General features: G+C 60.5%; 19 protein-coding genes. 9 read left to right on the plus strand and 10 right to left on the minus strand.

Going from position 1 to position 25,830, the window contains the following annotated elements; translation table 11 throughout:
* Positions 1–27: 27 nt before the first annotated feature.
* Both LOC68_RS02860 and LOC68_RS02865 read right to left on the minus strand, forming a co-directional pair.
* Positions 28–474, minus strand: coding sequence for a transthyretin-like family protein (locus tag LOC68_RS02860; protein WP_230215524.1), 447 nt, complete (start codon positions 472–474; stop codon positions 28–30).
* A gap of 29 nt (positions 475–503) precedes the next feature.
* Positions 504–1,496: a DUF1559 domain-containing protein gene (locus LOC68_RS02865; RefSeq protein WP_230215526.1), complete on the minus strand. Its 993-nt coding sequence runs from the start codon at positions 1,494–1,496 to the stop codon at positions 504–506.
* A 317-nt stretch (positions 1,497–1,813) separates the two neighbouring features.
* On the opposite strand from LOC68_RS02865, the gene LOC68_RS02870 reads away from it, so the two are divergent.
* Positions 1,814–3,013, plus strand: coding sequence for an AraC family transcriptional regulator (locus tag LOC68_RS02870; RefSeq protein WP_230215528.1), 1,200 nt, complete (start codon positions 1,814–1,816; stop codon positions 3,011–3,013).
* Here the strand turns inward: LOC68_RS02870 and LOC68_RS02875 are convergent.
* Genes LOC68_RS02875 through hslV form a run of 5 tightly spaced genes read right to left on the minus strand, consistent with a single transcriptional unit; the run spans position 3,010 to position 7,008 of the window.
* Positions 3,010–3,648 (minus strand): ATP-binding cassette domain-containing protein, encoded by a 639-nt coding sequence (locus LOC68_RS02875; RefSeq protein WP_230215530.1) that lies wholly within the window; start codon positions 3,646–3,648, stop codon positions 3,010–3,012. The genes LOC68_RS02870 and LOC68_RS02875 overlap by 4 nt on opposite strands.
* 7 nt (positions 3,649–3,655) lie before the next feature.
* The gene (modB, locus tag LOC68_RS02880) at positions 3,656–4,336 is read right to left on the minus strand and encodes a molybdate ABC transporter permease subunit (RefSeq protein WP_230215532.1); all 681 of its coding nucleotides are present in this window, start codon (positions 4,334–4,336) and stop codon (positions 3,656–3,658) included.
* Positions 4,323–5,126, minus strand: a complete 804-nt coding sequence (gene modA, locus LOC68_RS02885; RefSeq protein ID WP_230215534.1) for a molybdate ABC transporter substrate-binding protein — start codon at positions 5,124–5,126, stop codon at positions 4,323–4,325. The genes modB and modA overlap by 14 nt, the downstream gene beginning before the upstream one ends.
* Entirely contained in the window at positions 5,123–6,469 is a 1,347-nt protein-coding gene (hslU, locus tag LOC68_RS02890) for an ATP-dependent protease ATPase subunit HslU (RefSeq protein WP_230215536.1), read from the minus strand. The genes modA and hslU overlap by 4 nt, the downstream gene beginning before the upstream one ends.
* Positions 6,466–7,008, minus strand: a complete 543-nt coding sequence (hslV, locus tag LOC68_RS02895; RefSeq protein WP_230215538.1) for an ATP-dependent protease subunit HslV — start codon at positions 7,006–7,008, stop codon at positions 6,466–6,468. Before hslV ends, hslU begins: the two co-directional genes overlap by 4 nt.
* A gap of 78 nt (positions 7,009–7,086) precedes the next feature.
* Between hslV and LOC68_RS02900 the strand changes: the two genes are divergently transcribed.
* Together LOC68_RS02900 and LOC68_RS02905 are read left to right on the plus strand one after the other, a co-directional pair.
* Positions 7,087–7,680: an isochorismatase family protein gene (locus LOC68_RS02900; protein WP_230215540.1), complete on the plus strand. Its 594-nt coding sequence runs from the start codon at positions 7,087–7,089 to the stop codon at positions 7,678–7,680.
* Between the two features lie 643 nt (positions 7,681–8,323).
* Positions 8,324–10,060, plus strand: coding sequence for an AAA family ATPase (locus tag LOC68_RS02905; RefSeq protein ID WP_230215542.1), 1,737 nt, complete (start codon positions 8,324–8,326; stop codon positions 10,058–10,060).
* A 446-nt stretch (positions 10,061–10,506) separates the two neighbouring features.
* On the opposite strand, the gene LOC68_RS02910 is transcribed toward LOC68_RS02905, so the two are convergent.
* Positions 10,507–10,980 carry a hypothetical protein gene (locus tag LOC68_RS02910; protein WP_230215544.1) on the minus strand — a complete coding sequence of 158 codons (474 nt, stop codon included), beginning with the start codon at positions 10,978–10,980 and terminating at the stop codon, positions 10,507–10,509.
* Between the two features lie 568 nt (positions 10,981–11,548).
* Between LOC68_RS02910 and LOC68_RS02915 the strand changes: the two genes are divergently transcribed.
* Positions 11,549–12,880: a Gfo/Idh/MocA family protein gene (locus LOC68_RS02915; protein ID WP_230215551.1), complete on the plus strand. Its 1,332-nt coding sequence runs from the start codon at positions 11,549–11,551 to the stop codon at positions 12,878–12,880.
* Between the two features lie 97 nt (positions 12,881–12,977).
* Here LOC68_RS02915 and LOC68_RS02920 read toward each other — a convergent pair whose 3' ends face one another.
* On the minus strand, positions 12,978–16,400 hold the full coding sequence (locus LOC68_RS02920) for a secretin N-terminal domain-containing protein (protein ID WP_230215558.1): 3,423 nt from the start codon (positions 16,398–16,400) through the stop codon (positions 12,978–12,980).
* A 295-nt stretch (positions 16,401–16,695) separates the two neighbouring features.
* Between LOC68_RS02920 and LOC68_RS02925 the strand changes: the two genes are divergently transcribed.
* Positions 16,696–18,096, plus strand: a complete 1,401-nt coding sequence (locus LOC68_RS02925; protein WP_230215567.1) for a DUF1570 domain-containing protein — start codon at positions 16,696–16,698, stop codon at positions 18,094–18,096.
* 124 nt (positions 18,097–18,220) lie between these two features.
* Positions 18,221–18,928 carry an FKBP-type peptidyl-prolyl cis-trans isomerase gene (locus LOC68_RS02930; protein WP_230215569.1) on the plus strand — a complete coding sequence of 236 codons (708 nt, stop codon included), beginning with the start codon at positions 18,221–18,223 and terminating at the stop codon, positions 18,926–18,928.
* A 56-nt stretch (positions 18,929–18,984) separates the two neighbouring features.
* On the opposite strand, the gene LOC68_RS02935 is transcribed toward LOC68_RS02930, so the two are convergent.
* Positions 18,985–19,764: a phosphatase PAP2 family protein gene (locus tag LOC68_RS02935; protein WP_230215584.1), complete on the minus strand. Its 780-nt coding sequence runs from the start codon at positions 19,762–19,764 to the stop codon at positions 18,985–18,987.
* A gap of 175 nt (positions 19,765–19,939) precedes the next feature.
* Between LOC68_RS02935 and LOC68_RS02940 the strand changes: the two genes are divergently transcribed.
* From LOC68_RS02940 to LOC68_RS02950, 3 genes are all read left to right on the plus strand, one after another.
* The gene (locus tag LOC68_RS02940) at positions 19,940–21,676 is read left to right on the plus strand and encodes an ArnT family glycosyltransferase (RefSeq protein ID WP_230215586.1); all 1,737 of its coding nucleotides are present in this window, start codon (positions 19,940–19,942) and stop codon (positions 21,674–21,676) included.
* A gap of 281 nt (positions 21,677–21,957) precedes the next feature.
* Entirely contained in the window at positions 21,958–23,334 is a 1,377-nt protein-coding gene (locus tag LOC68_RS02945; protein ID WP_230215588.1) for a DUF1501 domain-containing protein, read from the plus strand.
* Positions 23,335–23,376: 42 nt separating this feature from the next.
* Positions 23,377–25,830: a DUF1549 domain-containing protein gene (locus LOC68_RS02950; RefSeq protein WP_230215589.1), complete on the plus strand. Its 2,454-nt coding sequence runs from the start codon at positions 23,377–23,379 to the stop codon at positions 25,828–25,830.

The following is a 25,830-nucleotide window of genomic DNA, read 5'->3' on the forward strand; positions in this document are numbered from 1 at the left end:
TTTCGACCCCCAATACAATTCGCCAGTTTACGATTTACCGGAAGTAATATCGTACTGGAAATCGTCGATCGGAACGGTCGTTTTTACCGGGCTCTTTTTCGGATCGCGCAAAATGGCAGGCGCCAGGTCAATCGCGTCAATCTCCGATGATTTGACGTCTGTTGGCAGATCCTTGCCATTCTTTAGCGCGGGCTTTGAGAAGGTCACCACGCACTGCCGAACGTCGCCGAGCGCAATGTTCTGAACTTCAAAGGTTCCGTCGGCCGAAGTTGCAGTCGAGAAGAGAAACTGATCGGTCTGCCCCTCATTCCAAAAGGTGACCTCCACCCCTTCGCGCGGAGCGCCATTGAGCGACACCCGCCCCCGAATCCGGGCGGTTTCCACTTCCTGGCTGCATCCCGAGCAAAGCAAAGCCGCGACGCACAGGACGCCGCTGATCCATCCTCGGATCAGCGGCAATTCGTTCTTCGTCATCGTCAAATCTTCTCCAACTTCTATCCCTGTTAGTTCTCAGAAATGACTTCGCCGCCGGCGCGGGTTCCATACCCCTTACGCGTGTTCGCGTCGATCGTTTCGGCCAGAAAGCGGACCGAACCGTCGGTCAGGCAGAACATCGCGCCGCCGGGATGCAAGCTGCTATAGCCGAACTCGTAGGCGTCGAATCCGCTGGCGCCGCCGGCGACCTTCGGCGAGTTGATGGCGACTCCCAGCGTGCCGAGCATTTCCGACATGTCGCGGGTAACGTCGATATCGTCGCCGCCGATGTACCAGTGGTCCTTTTGGGCGCCGGAGCCGTTGTTGCGGTCTTCGGTGGCGCCGGTATCTTTCGGATCGGGAACCGCTTCGCCGAAGGCGACCGTATTCGAGGTGCCGTCGGTCACGTCCGAAAAGCCGAGCGTCTTGGAGTTCTTGAAGATGCCGTTCAGGTCGGTTCCGTTGGTCCAGTCGATGCCGGCCGAGCTGCTGTCGGTGGTCAGCGTGCCGGAGCAATTGCCCAGGTAGCTGCCGGGGACGCGCTTCAAGGCGAACCAGTTGTCGGTCGACTTGTCGCGGACGTTCTGCGGAATCGGCGCCGAAGGACAGCGAAACGCTTCAATGACCGTTTCCAAAGCGGCGACGTTTCGTTCGGTCGTGCTGCTCGAAGAGATCGACGCGTTGCTGATTCCGCTCCCCGATCCCCAGTTGGCGCCTTCGACGTCCAGGGTCAGCGCTTCGAAGATGTTGTTCTGTTCGATGAACGGCAGGAGGTAGGCGCTCCACATCGCGCCGTAGGCTGCGCCGTTCGGTGCGCCGGCGCCACGGGGGAATTCGCCGAAGGTGTCGTGATGGTTGTGGAGGGCCAAACCGAGCTGCTTTAGATTGTTGGTGCAACTCATGCGGCGAGCCGCTTCCCGCGCTTGTTGAACGGCCGGCAACAACAAAGCGATTAACACCCCGATGATGGCGATCACCACCAACAATTCGACCAGCGTGAACCCGCGCTTTTCACGTTTCATGTTCCGTCAGCTCCCAGTAGTTTCCGATTGGAAAAAGCGAATAGATGAATGACGCCGATCAGAGCGAGACGGCGTCAAAACGCGCCGCACCCCTCGACTTCTGGACAATCGTAGCTCTGAGGGGAAAACCGACCCATGACAATACGCGCATATCTATTGACAATATGCACGCACGGTTTACGCTCTCCTAACAGGCGTCGCGTAGATCCTTAACAGGCGAATTAAAACCGGCGATAGTCCCCCATTACCACTAGTTTGAACCGCATTTTCCGCCATTGAGCCGACTCGTTGGCGACAACCTTCTGGCTGAGCTTGTTATGTCGAATTCACTATTGGGCGTTCCCGCTCGTCGTTCCATCGCGTTGATCGTGCAAACCGCGACCGAATGGAGCCGAGACGTGCTGCAAGGCGTCGCCGACTATGCCCGCGAGCAAGGTGGCTGGGACTGCTTTATCGAGCCGCACGGCTTCTGGGACGAACTTCACCTTCCCACCGACTGGAAAGGGCACGGCGTCATCGGGCGTTTGACCCACCCGACCCTCGTTCGCTCGATCACGCGGCGAAAGATTCCCTGCGTGAACGTCTCCTGGTCGCGCGAGCATTCGGTTCGCTTTCCGAACGTCGTCTCGGATCAGCGGGCCTGCGGCGAAATGGCGGCGCGGCATTTTCTCGATCGCGGGTTCCGCAACATCGCCTATGTCGGCGCCGCGCCTCACATGGGATACAGCACGCTGATCGAAGATACGATTCGCGCCACGGTCTCGGAGGGAGGCTCCGAGCTCTACAGCTTTCAATACAGCCCGAAACAGACGATGATCCGCGAACATGGGATCCGCACTGATATCGCCGATCTGCAGCGGTGGCTGCTGGAACTTCCCAAGCCGGTCGGCGTGATCGTCTGGAGCGCCATGATCGGGCGATCGGTCATGACGATGTGCGCCAACGCGACAATCGACGTGCCGGACGATGTGGCGATTCTGTGCGTCGAGCATGACGATCTGATGTCGGCGCTGGCCCCGGTCGAACTCTCGAGTCTCGATCAGGCAGGCCGCACCGTCGGTTACAAAGCGGCGGAACTGCTCGACCAGATGATCCAAGGAGAACCGGCGCCGGATCAGCCGATCGAAGTTCCCCCGCGCGGCGTCGTCGCGCGGCGCTCCTCCGACGCGACCGGCTTTCAGGACGAAGTGGTCACCGAAGCGATCCGCTACATTCGCGATCACGCCGACGAGCCGATTCAGATCCACGACGTCGAGAAGGCGCTCAATGTCTCGCGCCGCGTGTTAGAAAACCGCTTTGAACGATTGGTCGGTCGCTCGCCGGCTGATGTGCTACGGCGCGTGCGCGTCGAACGCGCCGCCGTGCTGCTCCGCGATACCGAGTTGTCGATTCCCGAAATCGCGTTTCGCTGCGGGTTCAATCACCCCGAGTCCTTCATCCGCTGTTTCAAACGAATGATGGACGACGTCCCGAGTCACTACCGCCGCACCAATCGAGAAGGGGAACGCAACGGTTAACCGCTAACGCTCCCGTCTTTCACCCAAAACGTCCGCTCCGCCATCTGCTCGACCAGTTCCACCGAATGGCTGACCAGCACGATCGGCGTGGCGAACTCTTTGGCGACCCGTTTGACGTATTCGGCGATACGCTCTTGCAGGGAGGGCTCAACCGAAGTGAGCGGTTCGTCCAGCAGCAGTAGTTCCGGCGAACTGACGATCGCCCGGGCGAGCGCCACCCGTTGCTTTTGCCCGCCGCTCAGACTGCCGACAGGACGCTTCAAGAGATCGCCGATCTCCAGCGTTTCAACCGCTTTCGCCATCTGCGTCGCTTCGCCCCGGCGGCGTTGGAAACCGTAGTTTAAGTTTTCCTGCACGTTGAAATGCGGGAAGAGCCGCGGCTCTTGGAACATCACGCCGACGCGGCGCTGGTGGGGCGGCACAAACTTCTTTTCGGCGACGTCCACCCAGCTGGTCTCACCATAACGAATAACGCCCGACTGCGGCTGCAGCAAACCGGCGATCAGCATCAGGATCGTCGTCTTGCCGCTCCCCGACGCCCCGCAGAGCGCCGTCACGTGCGCATCGGAGGCGAGCTCGGCGTGCAGCGAGAATCCTTGCTCGTAGCGGAAGGTGCAATTCAACGACAGCGACATACGTTTCTCAATGCGCGGCAGGCTCGACGCGGCGTTCCAGGTACTCGCTGACGAATAATGCGGCAGCCGAAATCGCGATCGACGCCACGATCAGGGCGATAATGTTGCGCTCTCCGCCGGGGGTTTCCAGTTCGCTATAGATCATCAGCGGAATCGTTCGCGTTTCGCCGGCGATATTCCCGGCGATCATGATCGTCGCGCCGAACTCTCCCAGCGCTCGAGCGAACGCGAGCACCGCGCCGGCGATCACCCCGCGTCGCGCCAGCGGCAACGTCACGCTGAAAAACAGATCCCACGGCGCGGCGCCCAGCGTTCGCGCCGCATCTTCCAGCCGCACATCGACGCCGGCGATTGCGGAACGAATCGAGCGGACCAGTAGCGGAAACGACACGACCGCCGCCGCCAACGCGGCGCCTTTCCAGTCGAAGACCAACTGCACGCCGAACCACTCTTGCAGCCAACTGCCGATCACCCCTTCGCGTCCAAACGCGACCAGCAGCAAGTAACCGGTCACCACCGGCGGCATCACCAGCGGCAAGTTGACGCACGTTTCCAGCAGCAACTTCCCCGGAAACCGCTTCCGCGCCAGCAGCCACCCTGCCGCGATCCCCAGCGGCAAGCTGCAGATCACCGCGACCAGCGATACCTGCAAGCTGACGGCGATGGCGCTGATCTCAGCGGGGGTCACTGGACTCTCCGGACTCGGCGGGCAACACGACGAAATGATGACGCGCGAAGATCTCCTGCGCCGCCGGCGATTGCAGGAATGCGAAAAACTCCTTCGCCTCCGCAGGCTCCGCCCCTTTCAACAGGATCGCGGGGTAGCGAATTGGATCATAGCTGGCCGGGTCAAGTTCGCCTAACGTCGTCACGCGGTCGGTGATCGCCGCGTCGGTCGCATAGACGATCCCCGCGTCGACTTCTCCTTGCTCCACATAGGCGAGCGTCGTCCGCACATCGTTGCCGCGGACAATCCGCTTGGCGACCTCGTCATACAACCCGGACGCGTGCAGCGACTGATCGGCGTAGATCCCGGCCGGCACGTTTTCGCCGGCCAAGGCGATCCGCTTCGCTTTCGCAGCGATCTCACTCGGGTCGGCGATGCCGGCGCGGTTTTCTTTCGGAACGATCCAGACCAAGCGATTCGACAACAGCGCCACTCGCTTCTCGACCCGATCCTGCTCGGCCAACGCGTCGGCCCATTGCTCGTTCGCCGAGAGATAGATGTCGGCCGGTGCGCCTGCCAAAATCTGTTGCGCCAGCGCATTGGACGGGCCGAAGCTGATGCGGACCTTTTCCCCGGACTCTTCCTCCCAGGCGTCCGCCGCTTCCTCCACCGCATCGGTCAAACTGGCGGCGGCCAACACCAGGATCGTACGGCGAGAACGAGCCTGATCCACAACCGGGCCGCAAAATAGCGTGGAGAACAGCACCACGCAGACCGCAGCCCCAATCGCTAGCCAGATGTTCCGCGTCATAGGATAAACCTGCTCAGATCTTCATCTTGCGAGACCTTCGTCAGACGCTCCCGCACATAGTCGGCGTCTATCGTCACCTGTTTCTCTTTCCGATCAGGCGCCTCAAAGCTCAGCTCTTCCAGCAGCCGCTCCATGATCGTGTACAGCCGGCGAGCCCCGATGTTCTGCGTCGTTTGATTCACATGAAACGCAAACGCCGCCAACTCTTCGAGCGCGTCCTCGGTAAACGAGATCTTCAGCCCTTCCGTTTCGAGCAGCGACTGGTACTGCATCGTCAGCGACGCGTTCGGCTCGGTCAGGATGCGAACGAAGTCCTCCTTCGTCAGGTCGTTCAGTTCGACCCGAATCGGGAAGCGGCCTTGCAGTTCCGGCATCAGTTCGCTGGGAGAAGTCTTGTGGAACGCCCCCGCCGCGATGAACAGCACGTGGTCGGTCGAAACGTAACCATGCTTGGTCTGAACGTTCGTCCCTTCGACGATCGGCAGCAAGTCGCGCTGCACCCCTTGGCGAGAAACGTCGGCGCCTTTGCCGTCGGTCGCGATGATCTTGTCGATTTCGTCCAGGAAGATGATCCCCAGGTTCTCGGCCAGTTCGATCGCCGATTGGCTGATCGCTTCCTTATCGAGCAGGCTCTCGCTTTCCTGCTCCAGCAGCACGTTGCGAGCCTCGGCGATCGTCATTTCGCGGCGGGTCGAATTTTTAGGAAGGATCTTTTCGAACATTCCCTGCAGGTCGACGTCCATCTGTTCCAGTCCCATCCCGCCGATCATCATCGGGGTCGACTTTTGCTCGATCGTCAGTTCAACTTTGCGTTGCTCCAGTTCGCCGCCGCGGAGCATCCCGCGAAATCGCTCGCGGGTCCGCTCGTAGTGATCGGTCGCGTTTTCCTCTTCGCTCGCCATTTCGTACGAAACAGGGCGGGGGACCAGCAGATCGAGCAGCCGCTCTTCCACGCGAACCGCGGCGTCCTTTTCGACGTTCTTCCGTTCCCGCTCGCGGACCATCGCGATCGACGTTTCGACCAGTTCGCGAACCATGCTTTCGACGTCGCGGCCGTAGTAGCCAACTTCGGTGTACTTGGTCGCTTCCACTTTCAGAAACGGGGCGCCGGTCAGCTTCGCCAACCGCCGCGCGATTTCGGTTTTGCCGACGCCGGTCGGGCCCATCATCAAGATGTTCTTCGGCGCAATTTCGTTTTGCAGCTCTTCCGGCAGTTGCTTGCGGCGCCAGCGATTGCGGACGGCGACGGCGACGGCTCGTTTGGCGTCGGCCTGGCCGACGATGTTTTGATCGAGCGCCGCGACGATCTCGCGCGGCGTCAGCTCTTTCGGCGCGGAACTCACGATGGGCACTCCATGCTTTCGACCAGGATGTTGTCGTTCGTATATATGTCGATGCCGGCGGCGATCTCCAGCGACGACCGGACGATCTCGTCGGCCGTCAAAGTGCTATGCTTCACCAAGGCTCGCGCCGCGGCCACGGCGTAGTCGCCGCCTGATCCGATCCCCAGCACGCCGTCGGTCGGCGCGATGACGTCTCCGGTCCCGCTGATCAAAAAGGTATGCTCGCCGCTGATCACCGTCATCAGCGCTTCCAACCGCCGCATCGCCCGGTCGGTCCGCCATTCTTTCGCTAGCTCGGTCGCCGCCTTGGGGACGTTGTTGGGATAGTCCTTCAGTTTCCCTTCAAAACGTTCTAGCAGCGAAAACGCGTCGGCGGTCGAACCGGCGAAGCCGCAGATTACTTTGCCGCCTAACAAGGGGCGAATCTTGTGCGCATCCGATTTCATGACCGACGAATTCATGGTAACTTGACCGTCGCCGCCGATCGCGACGCGGCCGTTGTGCCGCACGGTCAAAATCGTGGTAGAACGTATTTTCATCGCAAAGAATTCCTGGGTTTCGATCCTTGCTATTGTGACGGATCAACCTTCTCGCGGCTAGGACCGCTCGCCCCGCTCATGAACGCCTCGTCCGACTCTTCCGGCTACTTCCGTAGCCCGCTGCTGATGTCCCGCACCGATACGGCGCTGCTGATGATCGATCTTCAGGAACGGCTGGTACCGGTGATCGACGACTCCGAATTGATTATCGAAAACGTCGAGCGTCTCTTCCTGACCGCTCAGATGTTCGATATGCCAATTCTCGGAACCGAACAATATCCGAAGGGACTCGGCTCAACGGTCGAGCCCCTCAAGTCGATGCTCCCGCCGCTCCCCGAGAAGCTCGCCTTCAGCGCCGGCGGCGTCGCAGGTCTACTCAAGGACCTGCCGAAGCGGGCCATCCACAAGCTGCTCCTCGTCGGCGTCGAAGCGCACGTCTGCGTGCAACAAACGGCGCTCGATCTGATCGCTGCCGGGTTTGACGTTTATATCGCCGTCGACGCCGTCGGCTCGCGATTTCCGCTCGAAAAAGAGATCGCCCTCCGCCGCATGGAAAACGCCGGCGCCGTCCTCACGACAACCGAAGCCGCAATGTTCGAATGGTGCGAAACCGCCGCCACGTCGCACTTCAAAGAACTAAGCCGCCTGGTCCGGAAAAAGCACGCCGAATAGCGATCTAACTAGCCCGCAGCGCAAGCAAGGGAATGCGTCCGAAGGAAGAATAGAACACGGAAGCCACGGACGAGTCACGGTAAGAACACGGCAAGAATAGTAGCCCGCAGCGCAAGCGAGGGAATGCGGCCGCAAGGGAATGACGAATGACGAAGCTCGAATGACGAACAACCAACGATTCGTCATTCTGGTTTCGATATTCGTCATTTAGAGGTAGCGTGCGTCGAGACGCACCACGGACCTGCCGCATCGCCGGTTTCGCACCTCGCGTGGCAACCCAACTCTGCGGCGCCTTTGCGTTACCACGCGATGACAAATCGACATCGTTCGGCGCCTCTTGGTGCGTCCAGACGCACCCTACCCGGAGCAACTTTCTCTATTGCAAAACCGGGCGACTTTTGGGACATTACACCCCTCAAGATGCGGGCGTCTGATCAACCGCTCGCACGTCCATTTTTCTACCCGCCTCAAACTCGGACTGAGGCGTTTCTCACAGCACGAAACCGCTACGACAGCAGCTCCGTGTGCGTCGCGACGAAAAAGGGGTCAGGTCTCTTTTTCGCGACAAGATTTTCTACACCACAAACTTCCAACCGCGAAAAAGAGACCTGACCCCTTTTTCGTTTTCGAAGAGGAACGCCAAATGCGAAAGGCCCGAATCCGGCGCCTCGGCGCCCTGCTGCGCGCGAAGCAAAAGAAGAACAAACAGGCGAATAGCACCGCGGTGCACGAAGAGCTGGTCGAAGCGCAGTGGCTGGCCTGCATGATGACGTATCCGGAGCGCTTGAGCGAAGACGCCCTCCCGCTCCAAATTTTTCAGGTGCAATATCATCGCGACATCTACTCGGCCCTCCTCACGCTCCACATCACCGGCGACACGGACAAAGACGCGCAGCAACTCCTCGCCGACCTGCTCACTTACGGCTACGACAAGCTGACCGCGCCGGCCCTGATTCAAGCCGTAATGCATTCCGGCGGCAACATCGACCACCTTGCCGACTACGCAGCGACCTTGCGCAAACGACTGACGCCCGAATCGGAGCCGGTCGAGTTGCCGCCCGATGGCGAAATCGTGCGCCTCGAACTGGGCGGCGGCAGTTCGTTTCGAACGCTCACGACGGAGGAACTCTTTGCCGAACAACAGCCGCGCGAGTGGCTGCTATCGAACTTCCTCACGCGCAACGAACCGGCGGTGCTCGTCGGCCCCAGCAAAACGCTGAAGAGCTCGCTCGCGGTCGATCTATGCGCGGCGCTCGCCAGCGGCGGAAAGTTTTTGAATCATTTCGCGGCCGAAAAACCGCTGCGCGTCGGCTTCGCGTGTAGCAGTAATCAACAGCAAACGCTGACCGATCTTGCGCAGCGGTGGGGCGAAGCTCGCAAGGAAACGCCAAGTCGCAACAATCTGATGTGGCTGCTCACCACCGACGATCCAGCCGATCCCGAGACCTTGGGAAAACTCCGCGATTGGATCACGAAGCACGAGTTAGAAGTGGTGGTGATCGACGCGATTCACTTAAGTTCGACCGGCAAACGCAAACAGGCCGAGGCGCTGCAGACGCTCGCACAGTGTTGCCTCGATTACGGCGCCACGCCGATTCTTTGCATCCAAACGCGGAAAGAAATGAAGCCTGGCAAGTTGGAAGCGTCCATCCTCGCCGGCAGTCTCGACTTCGCCCAGCAATGGCTGTTGGTGAATCGTCGCCAAAGTTATTCGCCAGGCAGTGGAGAACATCGCCTCTGGCTCACACTCGGCGGTTACGCCGGACAAGGTGGCGAGTGGGGCGTCGATGTCGAAGAAGGAAGATTGACCAGCGTAGGGCAGGCCGTGCCTGCCGAGATGTTGGCGCTCGCAAGCAGAGCGGCAGGCACGGCCTGCCCTACGACTACGACCGTGCGACGCTGGCAAACGATCGTGCATGAAGCGGAAGCGTTACAAGATGAAGCCGAACGCCTGAAAGACGCCGCGCTCGATCAGCGGATGCGATCCCGAATTCGCCTGGCGATCACCGACCTCGGCGAGGCGCATGCGACGAAGCTCCGCGTCCGCGAAAACTGCGGCATGAACGGCACGAAGTTCGCTCGCGGTTGGGATCGGATGGTGGCGGCGGGGGAGATTGAAAAGATCGTTGACGAGAAACGGTTTTACGATCCGAGGTATCGATTGATCATGCCGGCCCCAGAAAAAAATGACGCGGCCGAGTCCACTCCGTTCGTAGGGTCCGCTGTGCGGACCATGGGAAGCGATAGCAGATTGGCCACGTCGATTGACGCCTCTGCGGTCCGCACAGCGGACCCTGCCGTAGATGCGCTACGCGACGAAAAAAAATTGGGAGCTGCGGTCCAGTCGGTTGATTCTCGTTGCGCGTCCATCGCGAGTTGACGCGCGCGGGCGATCTTTGGCAATTCGATCTTGGCAATTCGATCTTGGCAATTCGATCTTGGCAGTTGGCTTGCGGCCGCATTCCCTTGCTTGCGCTGCGGGCTAGTGTTTTGCTTCTTGGCCGCTTTCGGCTCTCCGCTTTCCGCTTTTCTTCCCGACCGCATTCCCTCGGCTTGCGCCTCGGGTTAGTGTTGGGCTAGTGTCGGGCGTTGCCCGCCTTCGTCATTGGCGAATTCGCGCTTGATTCGTCATTCGAACTTCGACATTCGTCATTGACTTGCGACCGCTTTTCCCTCGCTTGCGCTGCGGGCTACGATGGGGCGAGCATGCTGCTCGGGGGCTTACTCTGACCGTGTTCTTACCGTGACTCGTCTGTGGCTTCCGTGTTCTATTCATCTTCCCGGCCGCATTCCCTCGGCTTGCGCCTCGGGCTGGTGTTGGGCGATTTACGCGGCGAGCTTTTCGAATTGGGCCAGGATCTCGCGATCGTCGTCCCACATTTGGCGGCAGCCGTCGGGTTGTTCGAGCCAGACCGAGCGGGCTGCGTCTCGGCCGACGACGCGCCACGTTTCGCCGCCGCGGTGGACGCGGATGATTTTGCCGGAAGCGTCGAGGATCGGCAGGGAGTTGCGGAGGCGAATGCGATCGCCTGGTTCCAGAGCCGGGCAATCGGAAATGAGACCGGCCGAGCGTGCGATCAGCGCGTGCAGGGTCTCGTGCTGCAAGGCGCATTGCCAAACGGCGCGGCGGACCGCCGGCGAAGTGAGGGGCCGGAGTCCTTTCGTGCGGCTGTCGAAGAGGGCCCGATTCAAGCCGTCGCGAGCCGGGGTTCCCCGCGTCTCAAACCACCACTGAATCAGGTTTCGCGAAGCGCAATCGGCGACATACGCCTGAAGCGTTTGTAGCTCCGAATTCAGCACAGGCGACCTTTCCCAAAGTCCAAAGCGGCACGTCACTCTCCCTTCATCGACCGAAAGGAGCATCGGACTGCAAGATCGACGGCGATAGCTGCCTGGAGAAGGAGTGGAACCTAGGAAGAGTTTGCCGGTAATTCCGCGTCCCGTGCGACAGGCGCACGAAAAAGGGCCGAATCGCTTCGGCCCCGATGGCGATCTGGGAGGATTTCAGAATCGCTATCGTGATTTTGGACGGTCGATCGGGGCGATCTCGGAATGGGAGCCGTCGGCGAGATTTATATCTGGGACAAGTACAACTCCAACACCGAATTGGGCGCCGGCGTCACTGCGTACGGGAAGAATCATTTCGACTTCGCTCTGCAGTCGAAGCAGGGGGGCTTTCCACCTCCCAATCGGTCGCGGGAAATAGCGGCCCCAACGCTAATTTGCGGCGATTTGATCTCAGGTGATATCTTTTTGGCCGATCCAATGCCCCTATTTTATAAAATCAGGTTGACGGCGACTATTCTCGTGGGGCAGACTAGGGGTTCCTACCTGGATGCCCCACCTAACTTCTCTGTTGAGAAAACTCATGAATCAAAAGACAAGTCGACGTCACTTTGTGAAACAGCTCGGCCTGGCCGGCGCCGCTCTCGCACTTCCTGCCGTCTCTTATTCGCGCGTGCTTGGCGCCAACTCGAAGTTGCGCGTCGCCAGCGTCGGTACCGGCGGTAAAGGTTGGAGCGACTTGCAAGGGGTCGCCGCCAGCCCGGCCGTCGAAGTGGTCGCGCTTTGCAATATCGATAGCTCGGCCCCGCATCTCGGTCGCGCCGCCGAAACCTATCCGTCGGCTCGCACCTATGCCGACTATCGCAAGATGCTGGACAAATCGGACGACATTGACGGCGTGATCGTCTCGACGCCTGACTTTATGCACGCCCCGGTTTCGCTCTCGGCGATGGCGCTCGGCAAACACATCTTCTGCCAGAAGCCGCTGACCCACACGGTCAAAGAAGCCCGCCAGATGAAGGAAGCGGCCGAAAAGAAAAACCTGGTGACCCAGATGGGGAACCAAATTCAATCGCATTCCGCCTATCGCACCGCGGTCGCGATTGTACATGCCGGACAGATCGGCAAAGTGCTGGAAGTTCACTCGTGGCAATCGGGTCAGCCGACCTGGCCGCGGAACATCGATCGCCCCGCTGGTTCCGATCCGGTGCCGACGACCGTCGCGTGGGATCTGTGGCAAGGGGTCGCGCCGCATCGTCCTTACAAAGAGGGAATGTACCATCCGTTCAACTGGCGCGGTTGGCAAGCTTACGGCACCGGTCAGCTGGGGGACTTCGGCTGCCATATCCTTGACCCGGTCTTCAAGGCGTTGGAACTGACCGCGCCGCTGGAACTGACGGCTGACGCTCCGCCGATCAAAGCCGAATCGTGGACCGATAAAGCGACGGTCAAATATCTGTTCCCCGGCACCAGCCGCACCGCCGGCGATACGATCAAGGTGACGTGGTACGACGCCGCCGGCATTCGTCCGCCGGCTGAGGCGCTGACCACGCTTCCGGCCTCGGCCGAGTTGCCGGGCGCCGGTTCGATCCTGATCGGCGAAAAGGGAACGCTGATCATTCCGCACGTCGCGATGCCGAAACTGTACCTCAAAGGGGAAACGGCCGAAGCGAAGTACGACGTCGTCGCAGGGGTCGATCACTACGTGCAGTGGGCCGACGCCTGCCGCGGCGAAGGAAAGACGACCTCGAACTTCGACTATTCGGGTCCGCTGACCGAAACGGTGCTGCTAGGCACTGTCGGGATTCGCTTCCCGGGCCAAACGCTGAAATGGGACGCCGCCAAGCTGACGCTCCCCGGCTTCAGCCAGGCCGAACCGTTCCTGACCAAGCAGTACGCCAAGGGCTGGATGTAAGCGCAGCTTCGCAACACGCGAAACAGGACATTCTTGCCAAGAAAGAGACCGCACGCTTGCACGTGCGGTCTCTTTTCGTCTCTTGGCGCGATGAGTACTAGCGACCGCCGCGGCCGCCGCCTCCTCCGCCAGGTCCCCCACCAAATCCACCGCCTCCGCGACCGCCGCGATCGCTACCGCCGCCGCCGCGTTGTTGTTCCATCGCTCCGCGAATGCGGTTGAACATTTCCATCCGCTGACGCATCGCGTCGGCGTCAGCCTGGCTCGGCTGTTGCGGTTGGCTGCTGCCGCTCGGCTGGCCGCTGCTGCCGCTCGTGGGTGTGGTCGACGTCGTATTCGAGGTGACGTTCGGGCCCAGGATTGACTTCAGGGCGTTTTGCACCGTGGTCGGGTTCGACTTGCGGATGTTAACCACCTGCATCGTTTCCTGCGAATCGGTGCCGGCTTGATCGAGCTGTTCCACCAACAGCTTTACTTCGTCGTAGAGCGGATCTGGCGCCGAAACGACCAGCGAGTTGCTGCGGGTATCGACGCCGATGGTCATCTTGGCCGGTTCGCTTTGCGCGCCCCCTTGGCCTCCTTGTCCGCCGCCGCGACCACCACGTCCGCCGCCCCCCAAAGCGCGGATGAAGTCTTCCGGGCTCGGCTGACGCTGTTGTCCGCCGCCGCTGGCCGATTCGGCGATGCGGTCGGCGTAAACCTGCTTCACGACGTTCAGCACGTCATTGGCCGGTTGATATAGCACCGGGATCATCCGCGGCTTCGCTTTCGTCTGGACGTCTTCGGGGCTGTGCGGTTGATCAATGATCTTGAGCAATTGCTCAATCACTTGGACGTCGGCCGGCGTTCCTTTGACGACCAGGGCGTTGAGTCGACCGTCAGCGACGACCGAGAAGCTGCCCGAAGCGGTATAGCTGCTGCCGCTGGAACCGCCGAGACCAAGCAGCGATCCCATCAGACCACCGCCGCCGCCGAGCATGCTCGACGCCATGTCTCCCAGCAGTCCGCCGCCACCGCCGCCGGCATCACCACCCGAAGCGGACTGGCCGGTCAGGATGCGGGACAGCAAGTCGGCCGCCACATCGGCCGGGGCATGCTTCAGATAGAAAACGGTGTAGTCGGCGCCGCTGTTGGAAATGCGGTCACCCAGCATTTGGATCAATTCTTCCAGCTGATCGAGCGCCTCGGTATCGTCCGAGGCGATCACAATGCCGCCGGGGCCGGGCATGATGATGATTTCGGCCGGCTTCTTCGGTGCGTCGGTCGTTTTCGTTTCGTCGGCGGCGGTCGGGGTCGCTTCGGTCGCTTCCGTTTCGGCGACGGTCGTCTCGCTCACGAAACGAAAAGGAGTGTTGTAGACGCGGGCCGATTCGTCTTCGCGCGGCGTCGTCTGCGGCTTGGTCGGCGGGAAGAGGAGACGAAGGTTCTCACGGAACTCGGCGTCCTCGGACGATTCCCCTTCCGGGGCGACGGCGCGGATCGGCGGAGCCGAAGGTCGCACGACCCGAATCCGCGCGGTGCTGACCGTCGGCCAGATCATTTCGAGTTCGTCCAGGATCTGCGTCGACGTGGCGCTCGGGAGCGACAACGTACGAACGCGACCGCGATCAAGCGAAGAGGCGAGCGCCGCTTCCGGGTCTTCACCCATCTGCTTCAGCAAATCGTTGATCTGCGAAATCTGATCCTGCGTGCCGCGAACCAACAGCATGCCGTTGATCGGATCGGCGTCGACGATCGGAGCGCTCGGGTTCGGCGTTTCGCCGCTGCTGCCGAACAGCTTGGCGATCGAAAGAACCGCTAGTTGCGGATCGACCGTCTGCAATTGAATGACCGCAATCTTCTTCGCATCGCGCTGCATCTGTTCGAGGGTCGCCCGAATCGTCGCATGTTGCGACGGCTTGGCGAGCGCCACCAGGTTGCCGGTGTTCTCGTCAATCGCCAGACGGACTTCCGGCAAACCGGCCAACAGCGTCTGCATGACTTGCAGCACCGTTTGCGGTTGCGAAGAGCCGACGGCGTAAACTTCCAGCTGCGGTTGTTCGCTGATTTCGGTCGAACCGCCCGGCTGGTCGACCATCTTCAGGATCTCTTGCACGCGCTCGGTCAGTTCCGGTTCGCCGCTAACGAACAACCGGCCCCCCAAGGCGTCGACCGCAATACGGAGCGTCCCGTCGTCGGTGCCATTGGCTTCCGGCGGCAGATCAAGCAACTGACGAACGACCGTCAACGCTTCTTCCGGCCCGACATGCGTCAGCGAGACGATATGCACTTGTTCGCTGAGCGGACGTTCGACGGCGTTGATGACGTTGCGAATCGTGCGCAAACGCCCAGCCGTTTCGGTCACATAGATCTGTTTCGACTTCGGCAGCACGACGACTTGGCCTTGCGGACCGATCAGCTTCGAGATCTCCGCTTCCGCTTCTTCGGCGGTCATGCGGGTCAGCGTGAAGAGGGTGCTGACCAGTTCGTACTCGCCCCGTTCGTCCAGCTTTTCGGCCGGGACGTTGGTGACCAGATTCGGCGGAATGCCATCTTCGAGGTTGACCACCAGCAACATCTTTTCGCGGCGAACCAGCGTGTAACCCTTGGTCAGCAAGACGCTGTTGAGCAGGTCGATCGCTTCGGCCGGAGTGTAAGCGCGGCCGTCGGTGTAGTTGAACGTGCCGGACGGGGGGGCGTCCATCACCATCGACAGGTCAGCTTGTTCAGCGAACCAATCAAGCACGTCGCGCCACGGAGCGTAACGGAAGCTGAACCGCAGCAGCGGTTCGCCGTTGGGGCCCAGTTCCTGTTTCGGTTTGTCGGCCGGCTTGTCGCTGGGAGAGGGCTGGGCGTCGGCCATTTTCGGCGGCATGGCGCCAGGCGCAGGAGCAGAGGCGACTTCGGTTTTGTCTTCCGCGCCCGGCGGCGTCACTTCCGGCAGCGGATCGCCAGGTGCGCCGACCAATCCGGCCAACTGATCCCAGCCAGCTTGCTGCGAAGGGCTCAGCACTTTGCGAGCGTCCCGTTCAAAGTCGCGACGAGCCGCTTCCACCGCCGGAGCGCCGGCCGCTTGGGCGGCATCGATCTTGCCGGCCAACTGGGCGATTTGCGTTTTTTGATCGGCGGTCAGCTTCAGCGCCTCGGCGATCTCCGAGGTCTGTAGCGATTTCAGGCCCGCCGCTTTGACGCTGAATTGCTTCAGGCCGGCTTGCTGCTCGGGGGTCAAAAGGGCGAAGCCGATCTTTTCGGACTCGGCGACGAACGGCGCAAGCTTGGCCGTCTGCTCCTCTTTCGGCAGATCGCGGATCGAGAGGGCCAATTCCAGGGCCTTGTCTTCGCGATCGGCGATCAGCTGCTTTAGCTTATCGTGGGTCTCGGCGTCAATTTTCAGCTTTTCCGCCGTGCTCGCGTCCAGCGCGTAGGCCAACACCCCGACAAAATCTGGGTCAGCCGCCGACAAAGACGTTAGAACGGTGGAAAAGCAGACGAGCGTCGCCAGCAGTAGCACGCCAAATCGATAAGGGGAGTTCGCGACCATCGTGGTTTGCATCGGACCCGAAAAGGTGGAAATTCGCCAAATAATGCCGTAAGCTCTTCCAAAACAATAGTTTAGAGATCCACGTTTGGCGAGATTCAGCAGTACAAGTTCTGCGGAACAAATAACTGTCCGGTTTGTTTAACCCGGAAAGGCCGCGTTTGTGTCCGCAATCTGGTCGTTTTTCTCAGAATTCCCCTGTGGGAAATTCCTTGCCAGAAAGGAGTTTCGCCGCAAAATGATATCAACCGCTCCAGGCCTCGTCTCAAACGCCCCCAATCGCAGCCCAAAGCTTGCCATGAGAAAACTAGCGATTTACGTCGCCGCTTGGACTCTCCCCCTCCTGCTAGGGGCAGCAAATCTGCAAGCTCAAGGGCTGAAAGTCCCCAATCCTCGCGCCTTTGGGCTCGATCTGCCGCCGGGGATCGTCTCGCATGATCTCGCCGGCAGCGTCGAAGTTCGCGACGAGGAGGGGAATCAAGTCGTCGGTCGAATCCACGTCGCGATCGGCAGCAACATGGTGATCGAGTTGCCGGATGGCACGCTGGTTACTCGCGGCGTCACCGAGGCTCGCCGGACCGACGCTCCGTTCAAAGCGATCGACAAAAAAGAGCTGGCCAAGCGGATGGAGAAGAAGTTCCCGGGGTTCCAAACGCGGACCAGTCGGCACTACGTCTTCGTCTACAACACGTCGGACGAATTCGCCGAGGTGACGATGCGGATCCTTGAGTCGATGATCCCCGGCATGCAGAAACATGCCAAAGCGCAGCGGATCGACGTCCACGAACCGGACGTTCCGCTGGTCGCGATCATGTTCGCGACCGAGGCCGAATACAAAGCGTTTAGCGAACTACCGGACGGGATCGTCGCCTTCTACGACACGCTGGCCAATCACGTGGTGATGTACGAACGGCCGACCGATCCGCCGCTGAAACAAGACCTCTACCTCAAGCAGGCGATTTCGACGATCGCGCACGAAGGGGCGCATCAGATTCTGCATAACATCGGCGTCCAACAGCGACTTTCTCGCTGGCCGATGTGGATTTCGGAAGGAATCGCCGAGTACTACGCTCCGACCGATTTCGGTACCCGGATGAAATGGAAAGGCGCCGGCGACATCAACGACATGCGGATGTTCGAGCTGGAGTCGTACATCAAAGGGAAAGACGCCGAACAAGCGGACGGCGTGATGGTCGAGCAAACGGTCAAAGCGGCCCGTCTGACGTCGACCGGTTACGCTTCGGCGTGGGGATTGACCCATTATCTCGCCTCGCAGCGGCGGTCCGACTTCAACCAGCTGATGCGCGAGCTAAGCGAGATCAAACCGATGGAAGGATCGGTCAACGTCACCACCGGCGGGATTATCCCCTCCAATCAGGAAGACTTCTCCAAGCATTTCGGGACGGATCTGAGCGAAATCGAAAAGGGGATGATCCAGCACCTCAAGTCGCAGCAATATAGCCACCCCTTCGCCGAGTTTGCCCACTTTGCCGCAACGGTCCGAATCGTCACGGGTGGCAAAGCATTTGGAACGGCAAATGTGTTCCATTCCCAAGAACTGGCCTCCCAGTGGCAAACGCAACAGGTGAAGAAGCTGCCGCCGGAACAGCAGGCCGGCGCCCAAAGGGAAATCCGCTTGTTCCCGAATCGGGGCGCGGCGGAACGATTCGCTTCGCAATGGCTGCGAACCGTCCAATAGCTCTCTCTTCCCCGATTTCCAATTCGCGGCCGATCTCCAATAATAGAGACTTGTTCAGGCGCGTCCGCGAGCGTCTACCCACCTACTTGCCGCCAGTAGCGGCCTCTCCTGGAAAGGATTACTTATGAAACGCGTCCTATGTTTGACGCTGGCGCTTCTCTCGTTTATTCCGGCCGTTCTGCGGGCTCAAGAGCCGGCCGCGCCGCAAGAAGGACTTAATACCGTGATGCAAAAAGCTTCCTACATCATTGGCCGTCAGTTCGGCGCCGATATCAAATCGAACCTGCCGAACGTCGACGTCAAAGCGTTGCTGGAAGGGATCAACGAAGCGATCGAAGGGAAGCCGTCGCAACTGACCGAAGAGCAGATCCAAGCGACCCGCGTCGAACTGCAAAAGGTCATGATCGCCGAACAGATGAAGATGGCGGAAGCCGACAAGAAGAAGGGTTTGGACTTTCTGGCTGAAAACGCCAAGAAGCCGAACGTGAAGACCACCAAGTCGGGTCTGCAGTACATCGTCGAAAAAGAAGGTACCGGCGCCATGCCGAAAGAAACCGACGACGTCGTTTGCCATTACAAGGGGGAACTGATCGACGGCACCGTCTTCGACAGCTCGTACGAACGTGGCGAACCGGCCCGCTTCCCGGTCAACGGCGTGATCCAAGGTTGGCAGGAAGCGCTGCAGCTGATGAAGCAAGGCGCCAAGTGGAAGCTGTTCATTCCGTCGGAACTCGCCTACGGCGAACGGGGCAACCCGGCCATCCCGCCGAACTCGGTGCTGGTGTTCGACATCGAACTGCTGGAAGTTCTGCCGCCGGCCGCCAACAAGTAAGCGGTTGAGCTGTAAGAATCGAACAAGAGCGGACGTCCAACCGGGCGTCCGTTTTTTTATGCGCGTTTGGCCCCGCGCCAGATCTTGGCGACTTGCCCCGTCCAAGCGCTGGTCCAGCGAATCAGACGATCGTGATCCAGGATCACCGCCGCGAAGAGCGCCCCAACCGCCCAGCCCCAGACGACGTCGCTGGGAAAGTGCGCCCCGACCAGCACACGCTGGCACCCCGCCAAGAACGCCAGAACGATGAACAACCACTTCCCGTGCGGATAGATCGTGGTAAGCGCCACCGCCAAAGCCGCCGCAGTCGCCGAATGGGCCGAAGGACAACCTTGGAAGTTGTGCTCGCCCAAATGGGACCACGCCGCCGAATTGAACAGCGGAAAGGGAGCGTAAAACGAATCCCAGACCGACTTCGTGAAATCGAACGCCTGGGGCCGAATCCGCGCCAGGAGCGAGACCTTCAAGATGTTCGCCATCATCCCGCCGCCAAGCGCCGTCAACAGCGGCACGTAAAACAGCTGGCGGTTCTGGCGATCGAGTACGGCCAGCGCGATCACAATCATCACCACGCCGGTTCCGTGAGCGAACGTTTCGCTCAGCAGCAACAGCGTCCGCAAGTCTCCCTTCACCTTCCAGGCGAACTCGCCAGGGGCGACGAAATTGGCGCCGACCGGATGGTCAATCGGCAACGCAAGAAACCCGAGGACAAACAGCGCTGCGGCCAGGTAAAAGACGCGCCGCAGCGAAGTCGGCGCGGTCTCCGGCTCTTCGTGATAGACCGCCAGTTGCGGCGAATCGGTCACCGACGCATGCGTTTGGGGTTCGCTGCCCATCAATTCTCGCGAAACCAAGTGGTAAGTGGTTACGTAGTTTTCAAGTCGAACAGTGTAGCGAGCGGCGGGCCGCGGCCGAACAGCAAATTCCAGCCTGGGAATTGACGTTGCTCTCCGCTGGCGCCTTCCGGTAAGCTTCGACAGCCTATTTTCACACGATAGCAAAGGATTGCTTATGAAGGGGGGACGATTTACCCCTTGGTTGTTGGCGAGCGTCGCGGCGATTTCGTTTTTTGCGAATCTCGGCGGCGCACGACTCTGGGATCGCGACGAACCGCGGAATGCGGGCTGCGCGGTCGAAATGCTCCAGGCGAATGACTGGATCACGCCACGTTTCAACGCCGAGGTTCGTTCCCACAAGCCGGTCCTGCTCTATTGGTTGATGATGACCAGCTACGCCGTGCTCGGCGTCAGCGAATTCTCCGCTCGCTTCTTCTCGGCGGCGCTCAGCGTCGTCGGCGTCTTGCTGACCTACGACATGGGGCGGCGTCTCTTGAATCGGGAAGCGGCCTTTTGGGGCGCTCTTGCGCTGGCGACTTCGCTGATGTTCGCGATGGCGGCGCGGATTGCGACGCCGGATGCGCTGTTGATCTTTACCGTGACCCTCGCGATGTGGACGTACGTCTGGGGCGTCGGCGATTGGTCCGATCCCGAAACGAAATACTATCCGCAGTCGTGGTGGAAGCTAACGCTCCTCTACGGCGCCATGGGTCTGGCGATGCTCGCCAAAGGTCCGATCGGCCTGGTCTTGCCGACGGCGATCATCGGCATGTTCCTGCTGATTCAGCGTTTGCCCGAAGAGACGGCGACCGGCTGGCGACGTTGGCTGACGCCGCTTCGTCCGTTCGCGCCGCTTCACTTCCTGAAGACGGTCTGGTTCATGCGTCCCCTCTTAGCGCTCGCCGCTGCGCTGGTCGTTGCGCTCCCGTGGTACTTGTGGGTGGCGGTGCGTGAATTCGCGTGGATTCGCGGATTTTTCTGGGAACATAACCTCGGCCGCGCAACGGCTGCGATGGAAGGGCACCAAGGCCCCTTCATTTTTTACATCGTCGCGATCTGCATCGGCTTCTTTCCGTGGTCGATCTTTTTCGTGCCGACGATTCTCGATCTGACCGCCCAGATTCGCCGCCGCGCGAAAGAAATGCCGGGGCTGATCTTTCTCGCTTGTTGGTGCTGCGTCTGGATCACGTTGTTTACGATCGCCAAGACGAAGCTGCCGAGCTATGTGACTCCGTGTTATCCGGCGCTGGCGCTGTTGGTCGGCGCGACCTTGGCCCGGTTCGTCTCGGGCGAAACGGAAGTGAGCCGCCGCTGGAACTTCGCCGGCTTTGCGATCTCGATCGTGGTCGGGCTGGGCTTTTTGATCGGGGCGCCGCTGGCGCTGGATCAGGTCATCCCCGGCGAAGCGATTCTGGCGATCGTCGGCATCGCGCCGCTGGTTGGCGGCATCGCTGCGATCTACTTCTCCAGTCGAAATCAGACCGGCGTTGGACTCGGCGTCTATGGCGGAGCGAGTCTCGCCTTCGTACTGCTGCTCTTCGCCTTTGCGGCGCAGCGGGTCGATCGCCATCAGTTGAATGAGTCGATCATTACCATCCTCCGGGACAGCAGCGACGAAGAGTTGTTCGCCTACAACGCGCTCGAACCGAGCTGGATCTTCTACAGCGGCCGTTCGATCCAAGAGATCCAAGGTGACGAACAACTACTTCAGCAAGAAATCGCTGCGAGTCCGGCGCCCCTGATCGTCACCACCCGCGGTCAGTACGAAATGTTGTCGGACCAAACTCGCAAACAGTTGCCGGTGGTGGAGTCGGTTCCTTACTTTCTGCGTAAGGAAGAACTGATCGTCATAGCGCCAAGCGATTCTCCGCTGGCAAAAATGGCGGCGCTGCGTAACTCGGACGCTCGCTAAAACCTGGCGCGATGTCTGGTGCCATGCTCTTGCGGCGTCTTCGCCGGATGAGCATGTCTTCGCACTGGAACGCTCACTCGGCTATCGCCTCAAGACCATGGCGCCAAAACCCCGTACCCTCACTAATGTTGCGTCGAGGTCGCAGCGGCTCTCGATTGTATAAAACAGCGACAAACTTCAGCGAAAAACTCTCAAAAAACATTGACGCCCCCGGTGTGGATCGATAGCCTGAAGGAACGTCCCCTCCTTTCTGTCGCATCCTTCCTACCCAGCGCGGCGATATGCTCCAACTAACCTCTCGCGCCAAAACTGTTACTTGCGACGGCATGGTCCGCCGCGACTTTTTGCAGGTCGGCGCCCTGGGTGCGCTTGGTTTGTCGCTCCCCCAGTTGATGGCCGCCAAAGCGCAAGGCGCCGTCGCCGACAATCATGACGAACGTAGCGTCATCATGATTTTCAATCTCGGCGCGCCGAGCCAAATGGATACCTTCGATCCGAAGCCTGACGCGGCGGTCGAAGTCCGGGGGCCGTTCAAGCCGATCCAGACGAAGAGCCCTGACATCCAGCTGACCGAGATCCTGCCGAAGCATGCCGAGCTGGCCGATCAGTTCTCGTTGGTTCGCAGCTGTTATCACACCGCGGCCGCCGTGCATGACACCGGTCACCAGATGCTGCAGACGGGTCGTCTGTTTACCGGCGGCGTCAACACGCCGCATGCCGGCTGCGTTCTCGAGTATCTCCGTGGTCGCAAGACCGACCTGCCGGCGCATGTGATTCTGCCGGAACCGATGGGAAATACCGGCGGCAATCTGCCGCATGGGCAAGATGCCGGCTTTCTGGGGAAAGCGTACGATCCGTTCGCCCTGATGGCCGATCCTTCGAAGCCGAACTTTCAGGTCCCGGACTTGCTGCCGCCGAAAGAAGTGGGCCAAGCGCGACTCGAGCGTCGCCGCCGGCTGCGTCAGGTGGTTGAAGGGACCATGCGCGACTTCGAGACGAGCGAATCGGCCAAGCTGATGGACGCCAACTTTGAGTCAGCCTATCGCATGATCACCAGCCCGGCCGCCCGGGACGCGTTTGACCTGACCAAAGAACCTCCGGCATTGCGCGAACGCTACGGCATGAATCGCTTTGGCCAAAGTTGTTTGCTCGCGCGACGTTTGATCGAGGCGGGGGTACGCTTCGTGACGGTCAACACCTTCCTGACGGTCTTCAACGAGATCACCTGGGACATCCATGGCTCGAAGCCGTTCACGTCGATCGAAGGGATGAAAGAGATCGTCGCGCCGATGTACGATCAGGCCTATTCGGCGCTGCTGACCGACTTGATCGATCGCGGCTTGCTCGAGAATACGCTGGTCTGCAATCTGGCGGAGTTCGGCCGAACGCCGCGGGTCAATCCGGCCGGCGGTCGCGATCACTGGCCGCAATGCTTTACCGTCTATTTCGCCGGGGGCGGAGTCCAGGGAGGTCGCGTCGTCGGACGTAGCGATCCCAACGGCGCCTATCCGGCCGAACGTCCCACGCCTCCGTCGGAAGTGGTTGCGACCATTTATCGCAGTCTGGGACTTGATCTGGAAACGGCGCTGCCTGGTCCTGCCGGTCGGCCGTTTCCGCTGGTTGATTTTGGAGCGCACGCGATCGATGAACTCTTCTAACGCGGCGCAAAACCCGACCTTTTTCCCCTTTCATGAGGATCCATGCGCGCCTATCGTGTTTTCCTGTTACTCGCTCTGGCCGCGGCTTATGCCGCCGTCGTCGGCGATTTGCACGCTAGTGAGCCTGCGCTCCGCGTGCTGCCCGGCGAGATCGTCCTCGATACCGTCAAATCGACGCAACGAGTCGTTGTGCAGCGATTTGATGGCGACCAGGCGTTGGCGGAAGCCCAGGGCGTGGTCTGGAAATCGTCGGACGCATCGATCGCCACGGTAGAAAACGGAACGGTCATTCCCCACGCTAACGGCACGGTCACCATCACCGCCGCCGCCGGCGAACAAACCGCGACCGCCCAAGTGAAGATCAGCGGCCAAGACCAGGAGTTCCACTGGAACTTCCGCAACCAGATTTTGTCGATCTTCTCGAAAGCGAACTGCAACGGGGGTGCGTGCCACGGTGCGCTCGCCGGCAAGAAAGGGTTCAAGCTTTCGCTCTTCGGCTATGATCCGCCGGCCGACTACGACGCGATTACGCGCCATGCCCGGGGTCGCCGCGTGAACTTCAGCGAACCTGCCCACAGCTTGCTGTTGCTCAAACCGATTGGCGCCCAGCCGCACAAAGGGGGCGTCCGGTTCGCCGCCGATTCGCCGGAGTTCATGGCGATCGCCGAGTGGATCGCCGACGGCGCTCCGCAACCGCAAGAGTCGGACGCACGGCTGGAGCGGCTCGAAATCTTGCCGGCCGGAAGTCGGCAGACGCCAGGCAATCAGCAGCAGTTGGTCGTCATCGCCCACTACAACGATGGCCGCCAAGAAGACGTCACCCGCTGGGCCAAGTTCGACTCGGTAAACACCTCGGTCGCCGAAGTCGACGCGAGCGGTCACGTCTCGATCGTCGGTCCCGGCGAAGGCGCCGTGAAGGCGTGGTTCCTCAACGAAAACGTCCTCGCCTTCGTCAGCGTTCCCTATCCGGGCGAATCGACCGCCGCAGCGATCGCCGCCGCGCCGAAGCGCAACTTCATCGACGAGATGATCCTGGCGAAGCTCGAAAGCTTGAACCTCCCGCCGTCCCCTCCGGTCGACGACGCGCAGTTCCTGCGGCGCGCTTATCTCGATGCGATCGGCGTTTTGCCGACGGTCGAAGAGACCCGCAAGTTTCTCGCCGACGAAGATCCGAACAGGCGCGACAAGCTGATTGACGCGCTGCTAGAACGGCCGGAGTTCGTCGACTACTGGGCCTACCAATGGTCGGACTTGCTGCTGGTCAGCGGCGATCGACTGCGTCCCGAAGCGGTGAAAAGCTATTACGGCTGGATCCGCGGGCAAGTCGAGAAGAATCGTCCGTGGGACGAGATGGTGCACGAACTGGTGACCGCCAGCGGAGGAACGTACGAACATGGCGCCGCCAACTTCTACGCGCTGCATCAAGATCCGACCGTCATGGCCGAAACGGTCGCCCAGGCGTTTCTCGGTCTCTCGATCAACTGCGCCAAGTGCCACAATCATCCGCTCGAGAAATGGACCAACGACCAATACTACGGCATGGCGAATCTCTTCTCGCGCGTCCGTGGCAAAGGTTGGGGGGGCGATTTCCGTAGCGGCGATGGGAAGCGGACCGTCTTTACCGACACCGCCGGCGAATTGGTGCAACCGCGAACCGGCAAGCCGCAACCGCCGCGTCCGCTCGATGGCGAAGCGGTGCCGTTTGACGCCACCGACGACCGCCGCGAACATCTGGCCGATTGGCTCACCTCGCCGGAGAATCCTTATTTCTCCCGCGCGATCGTCAATCGCGTCTGGGCGAATTTCTTCGGCGTCGGTTTGGTCGAAAAGGTGGACGACGTTCGTTTGACCAATCCGGCCAGCAACGAGGCTTTGCTCGCCGCGACGCAAGCCTACCTCGTCGAACATGACTTCCAGCTGAAAGACCTGATGCGAACGATCATGCAGTCGGCCGCCTATCAGCGAAGCAGCGAGTCGTTGCCGGCGAATTCGAACGACCAGCGATTCTATTCGCACTACTATCCCCGGCGACTTTCGGCCGAGGTGATCCTCGACGCTTACGCGGCGGTGACCAAGTCGCCGTCGAAGTTCGAAGGATACGACCCCGGCACCCGCGCGATGCAGCTTCCCGACGCCGCGATTCAGTCCGACTTTTTGGCGACCTTTGGTCGTCCCGAACGGCTGATCACCTGCGATTGCGAGCGGAGCGACGAACCGTCGATGACGCAGGCCCTCCACCTATACAACGGCGATACGCTGTTGAAGAAGTTGGGGTCCGAAGGGAGCGTCTCGCACGAACTCGCCAAGAGCGAACAATCGCCGCAACAAATCATTGAAGAGGCCTACCTGGCGACTCTTTGCCGCTTCCCGACCGCCGCCGAAACGGAAGCCCTTTCCGCGGAGTTTGAGCTGCTCAAAGGAGAAGACCGTCGCGAATTGGTCGACGATCTTTTCTGGAGCCTGCTCACCTCAAAAGAATTCCTCTTCAATCACTAA

This window comes from Blastopirellula sediminis (genome assembly GCF_020966755.1).
GTDB lineage: Bacteria > Planctomycetota > Planctomycetia > Pirellulales > Pirellulaceae > Blastopirellula > Blastopirellula sediminis.

Bases quoted from the DNA above. Each gene is read 5' to 3' on its own strand.
- LOC68_RS02860 (WP_230215524.1), bottom strand. From the start codon at position 474: ATGACGAAGAACGAATTGCCGCTGATCCGAGGATGGATCAGCGGCGTC.
- LOC68_RS02865 (WP_230215526.1), bottom strand. From the start codon at position 1,496: ATGAAACGTGAAAAGCGCGGGTTCACGCTGGTCGAATTGTTGGTGGTG.
- LOC68_RS02870 (WP_230215528.1), top strand. From the start codon at position 1,814: ATGTCGAATTCACTATTGGGCGTTCCCGCTCGTCGTTCCATCGCGTTG.
- LOC68_RS02875 (WP_230215530.1), bottom strand. From the start codon at position 3,648: ATGTCGCTGTCGTTGAATTGCACCTTCCGCTACGAGCAAGGATTCTCG.
- modA (WP_230215534.1), bottom strand. From the start codon at position 5,126: ATGACGCGGAACATCTGGCTAGCGATTGGGGCTGCGGTCTGCGTGGTG.
- hslV (WP_230215538.1), bottom strand. From the start codon at position 7,008: ATGAAAATACGTTCTACCACGATTTTGACCGTGCGGCACAACGGCCGC.
- LOC68_RS02900 (WP_230215540.1), top strand. From the start codon at position 7,087: ATGAACGCCTCGTCCGACTCTTCCGGCTACTTCCGTAGCCCGCTGCTG.
- LOC68_RS02905 (WP_230215542.1), top strand. From the start codon at position 8,324: ATGCGAAAGGCCCGAATCCGGCGCCTCGGCGCCCTGCTGCGCGCGAAG.
- LOC68_RS02915 (WP_230215551.1), top strand. From the start codon at position 11,549: ATGAATCAAAAGACAAGTCGACGTCACTTTGTGAAACAGCTCGGCCTG.
- LOC68_RS02920 (WP_230215558.1), bottom strand. From the start codon at position 16,400: ATGGTCGCGAACTCCCCTTATCGATTTGGCGTGCTACTGCTGGCGACG.
- LOC68_RS02925 (WP_230215567.1), top strand. From the start codon at position 16,696: ATGAGAAAACTAGCGATTTACGTCGCCGCTTGGACTCTCCCCCTCCTG.
- LOC68_RS02930 (WP_230215569.1), top strand. From the start codon at position 18,221: ATGAAACGCGTCCTATGTTTGACGCTGGCGCTTCTCTCGTTTATTCCG.
- LOC68_RS02935 (WP_230215584.1), bottom strand. From the start codon at position 19,764: ATGGGCAGCGAACCCCAAACGCATGCGTCGGTGACCGATTCGCCGCAA.
- LOC68_RS02940 (WP_230215586.1), top strand. From the start codon at position 19,940: ATGAAGGGGGGACGATTTACCCCTTGGTTGTTGGCGAGCGTCGCGGCG.
- LOC68_RS02945 (WP_230215588.1), top strand. From the start codon at position 21,958: ATGCTCCAACTAACCTCTCGCGCCAAAACTGTTACTTGCGACGGCATG.
- LOC68_RS02950 (WP_230215589.1), top strand. From the start codon at position 23,377: ATGCGCGCCTATCGTGTTTTCCTGTTACTCGCTCTGGCCGCGGCTTAT.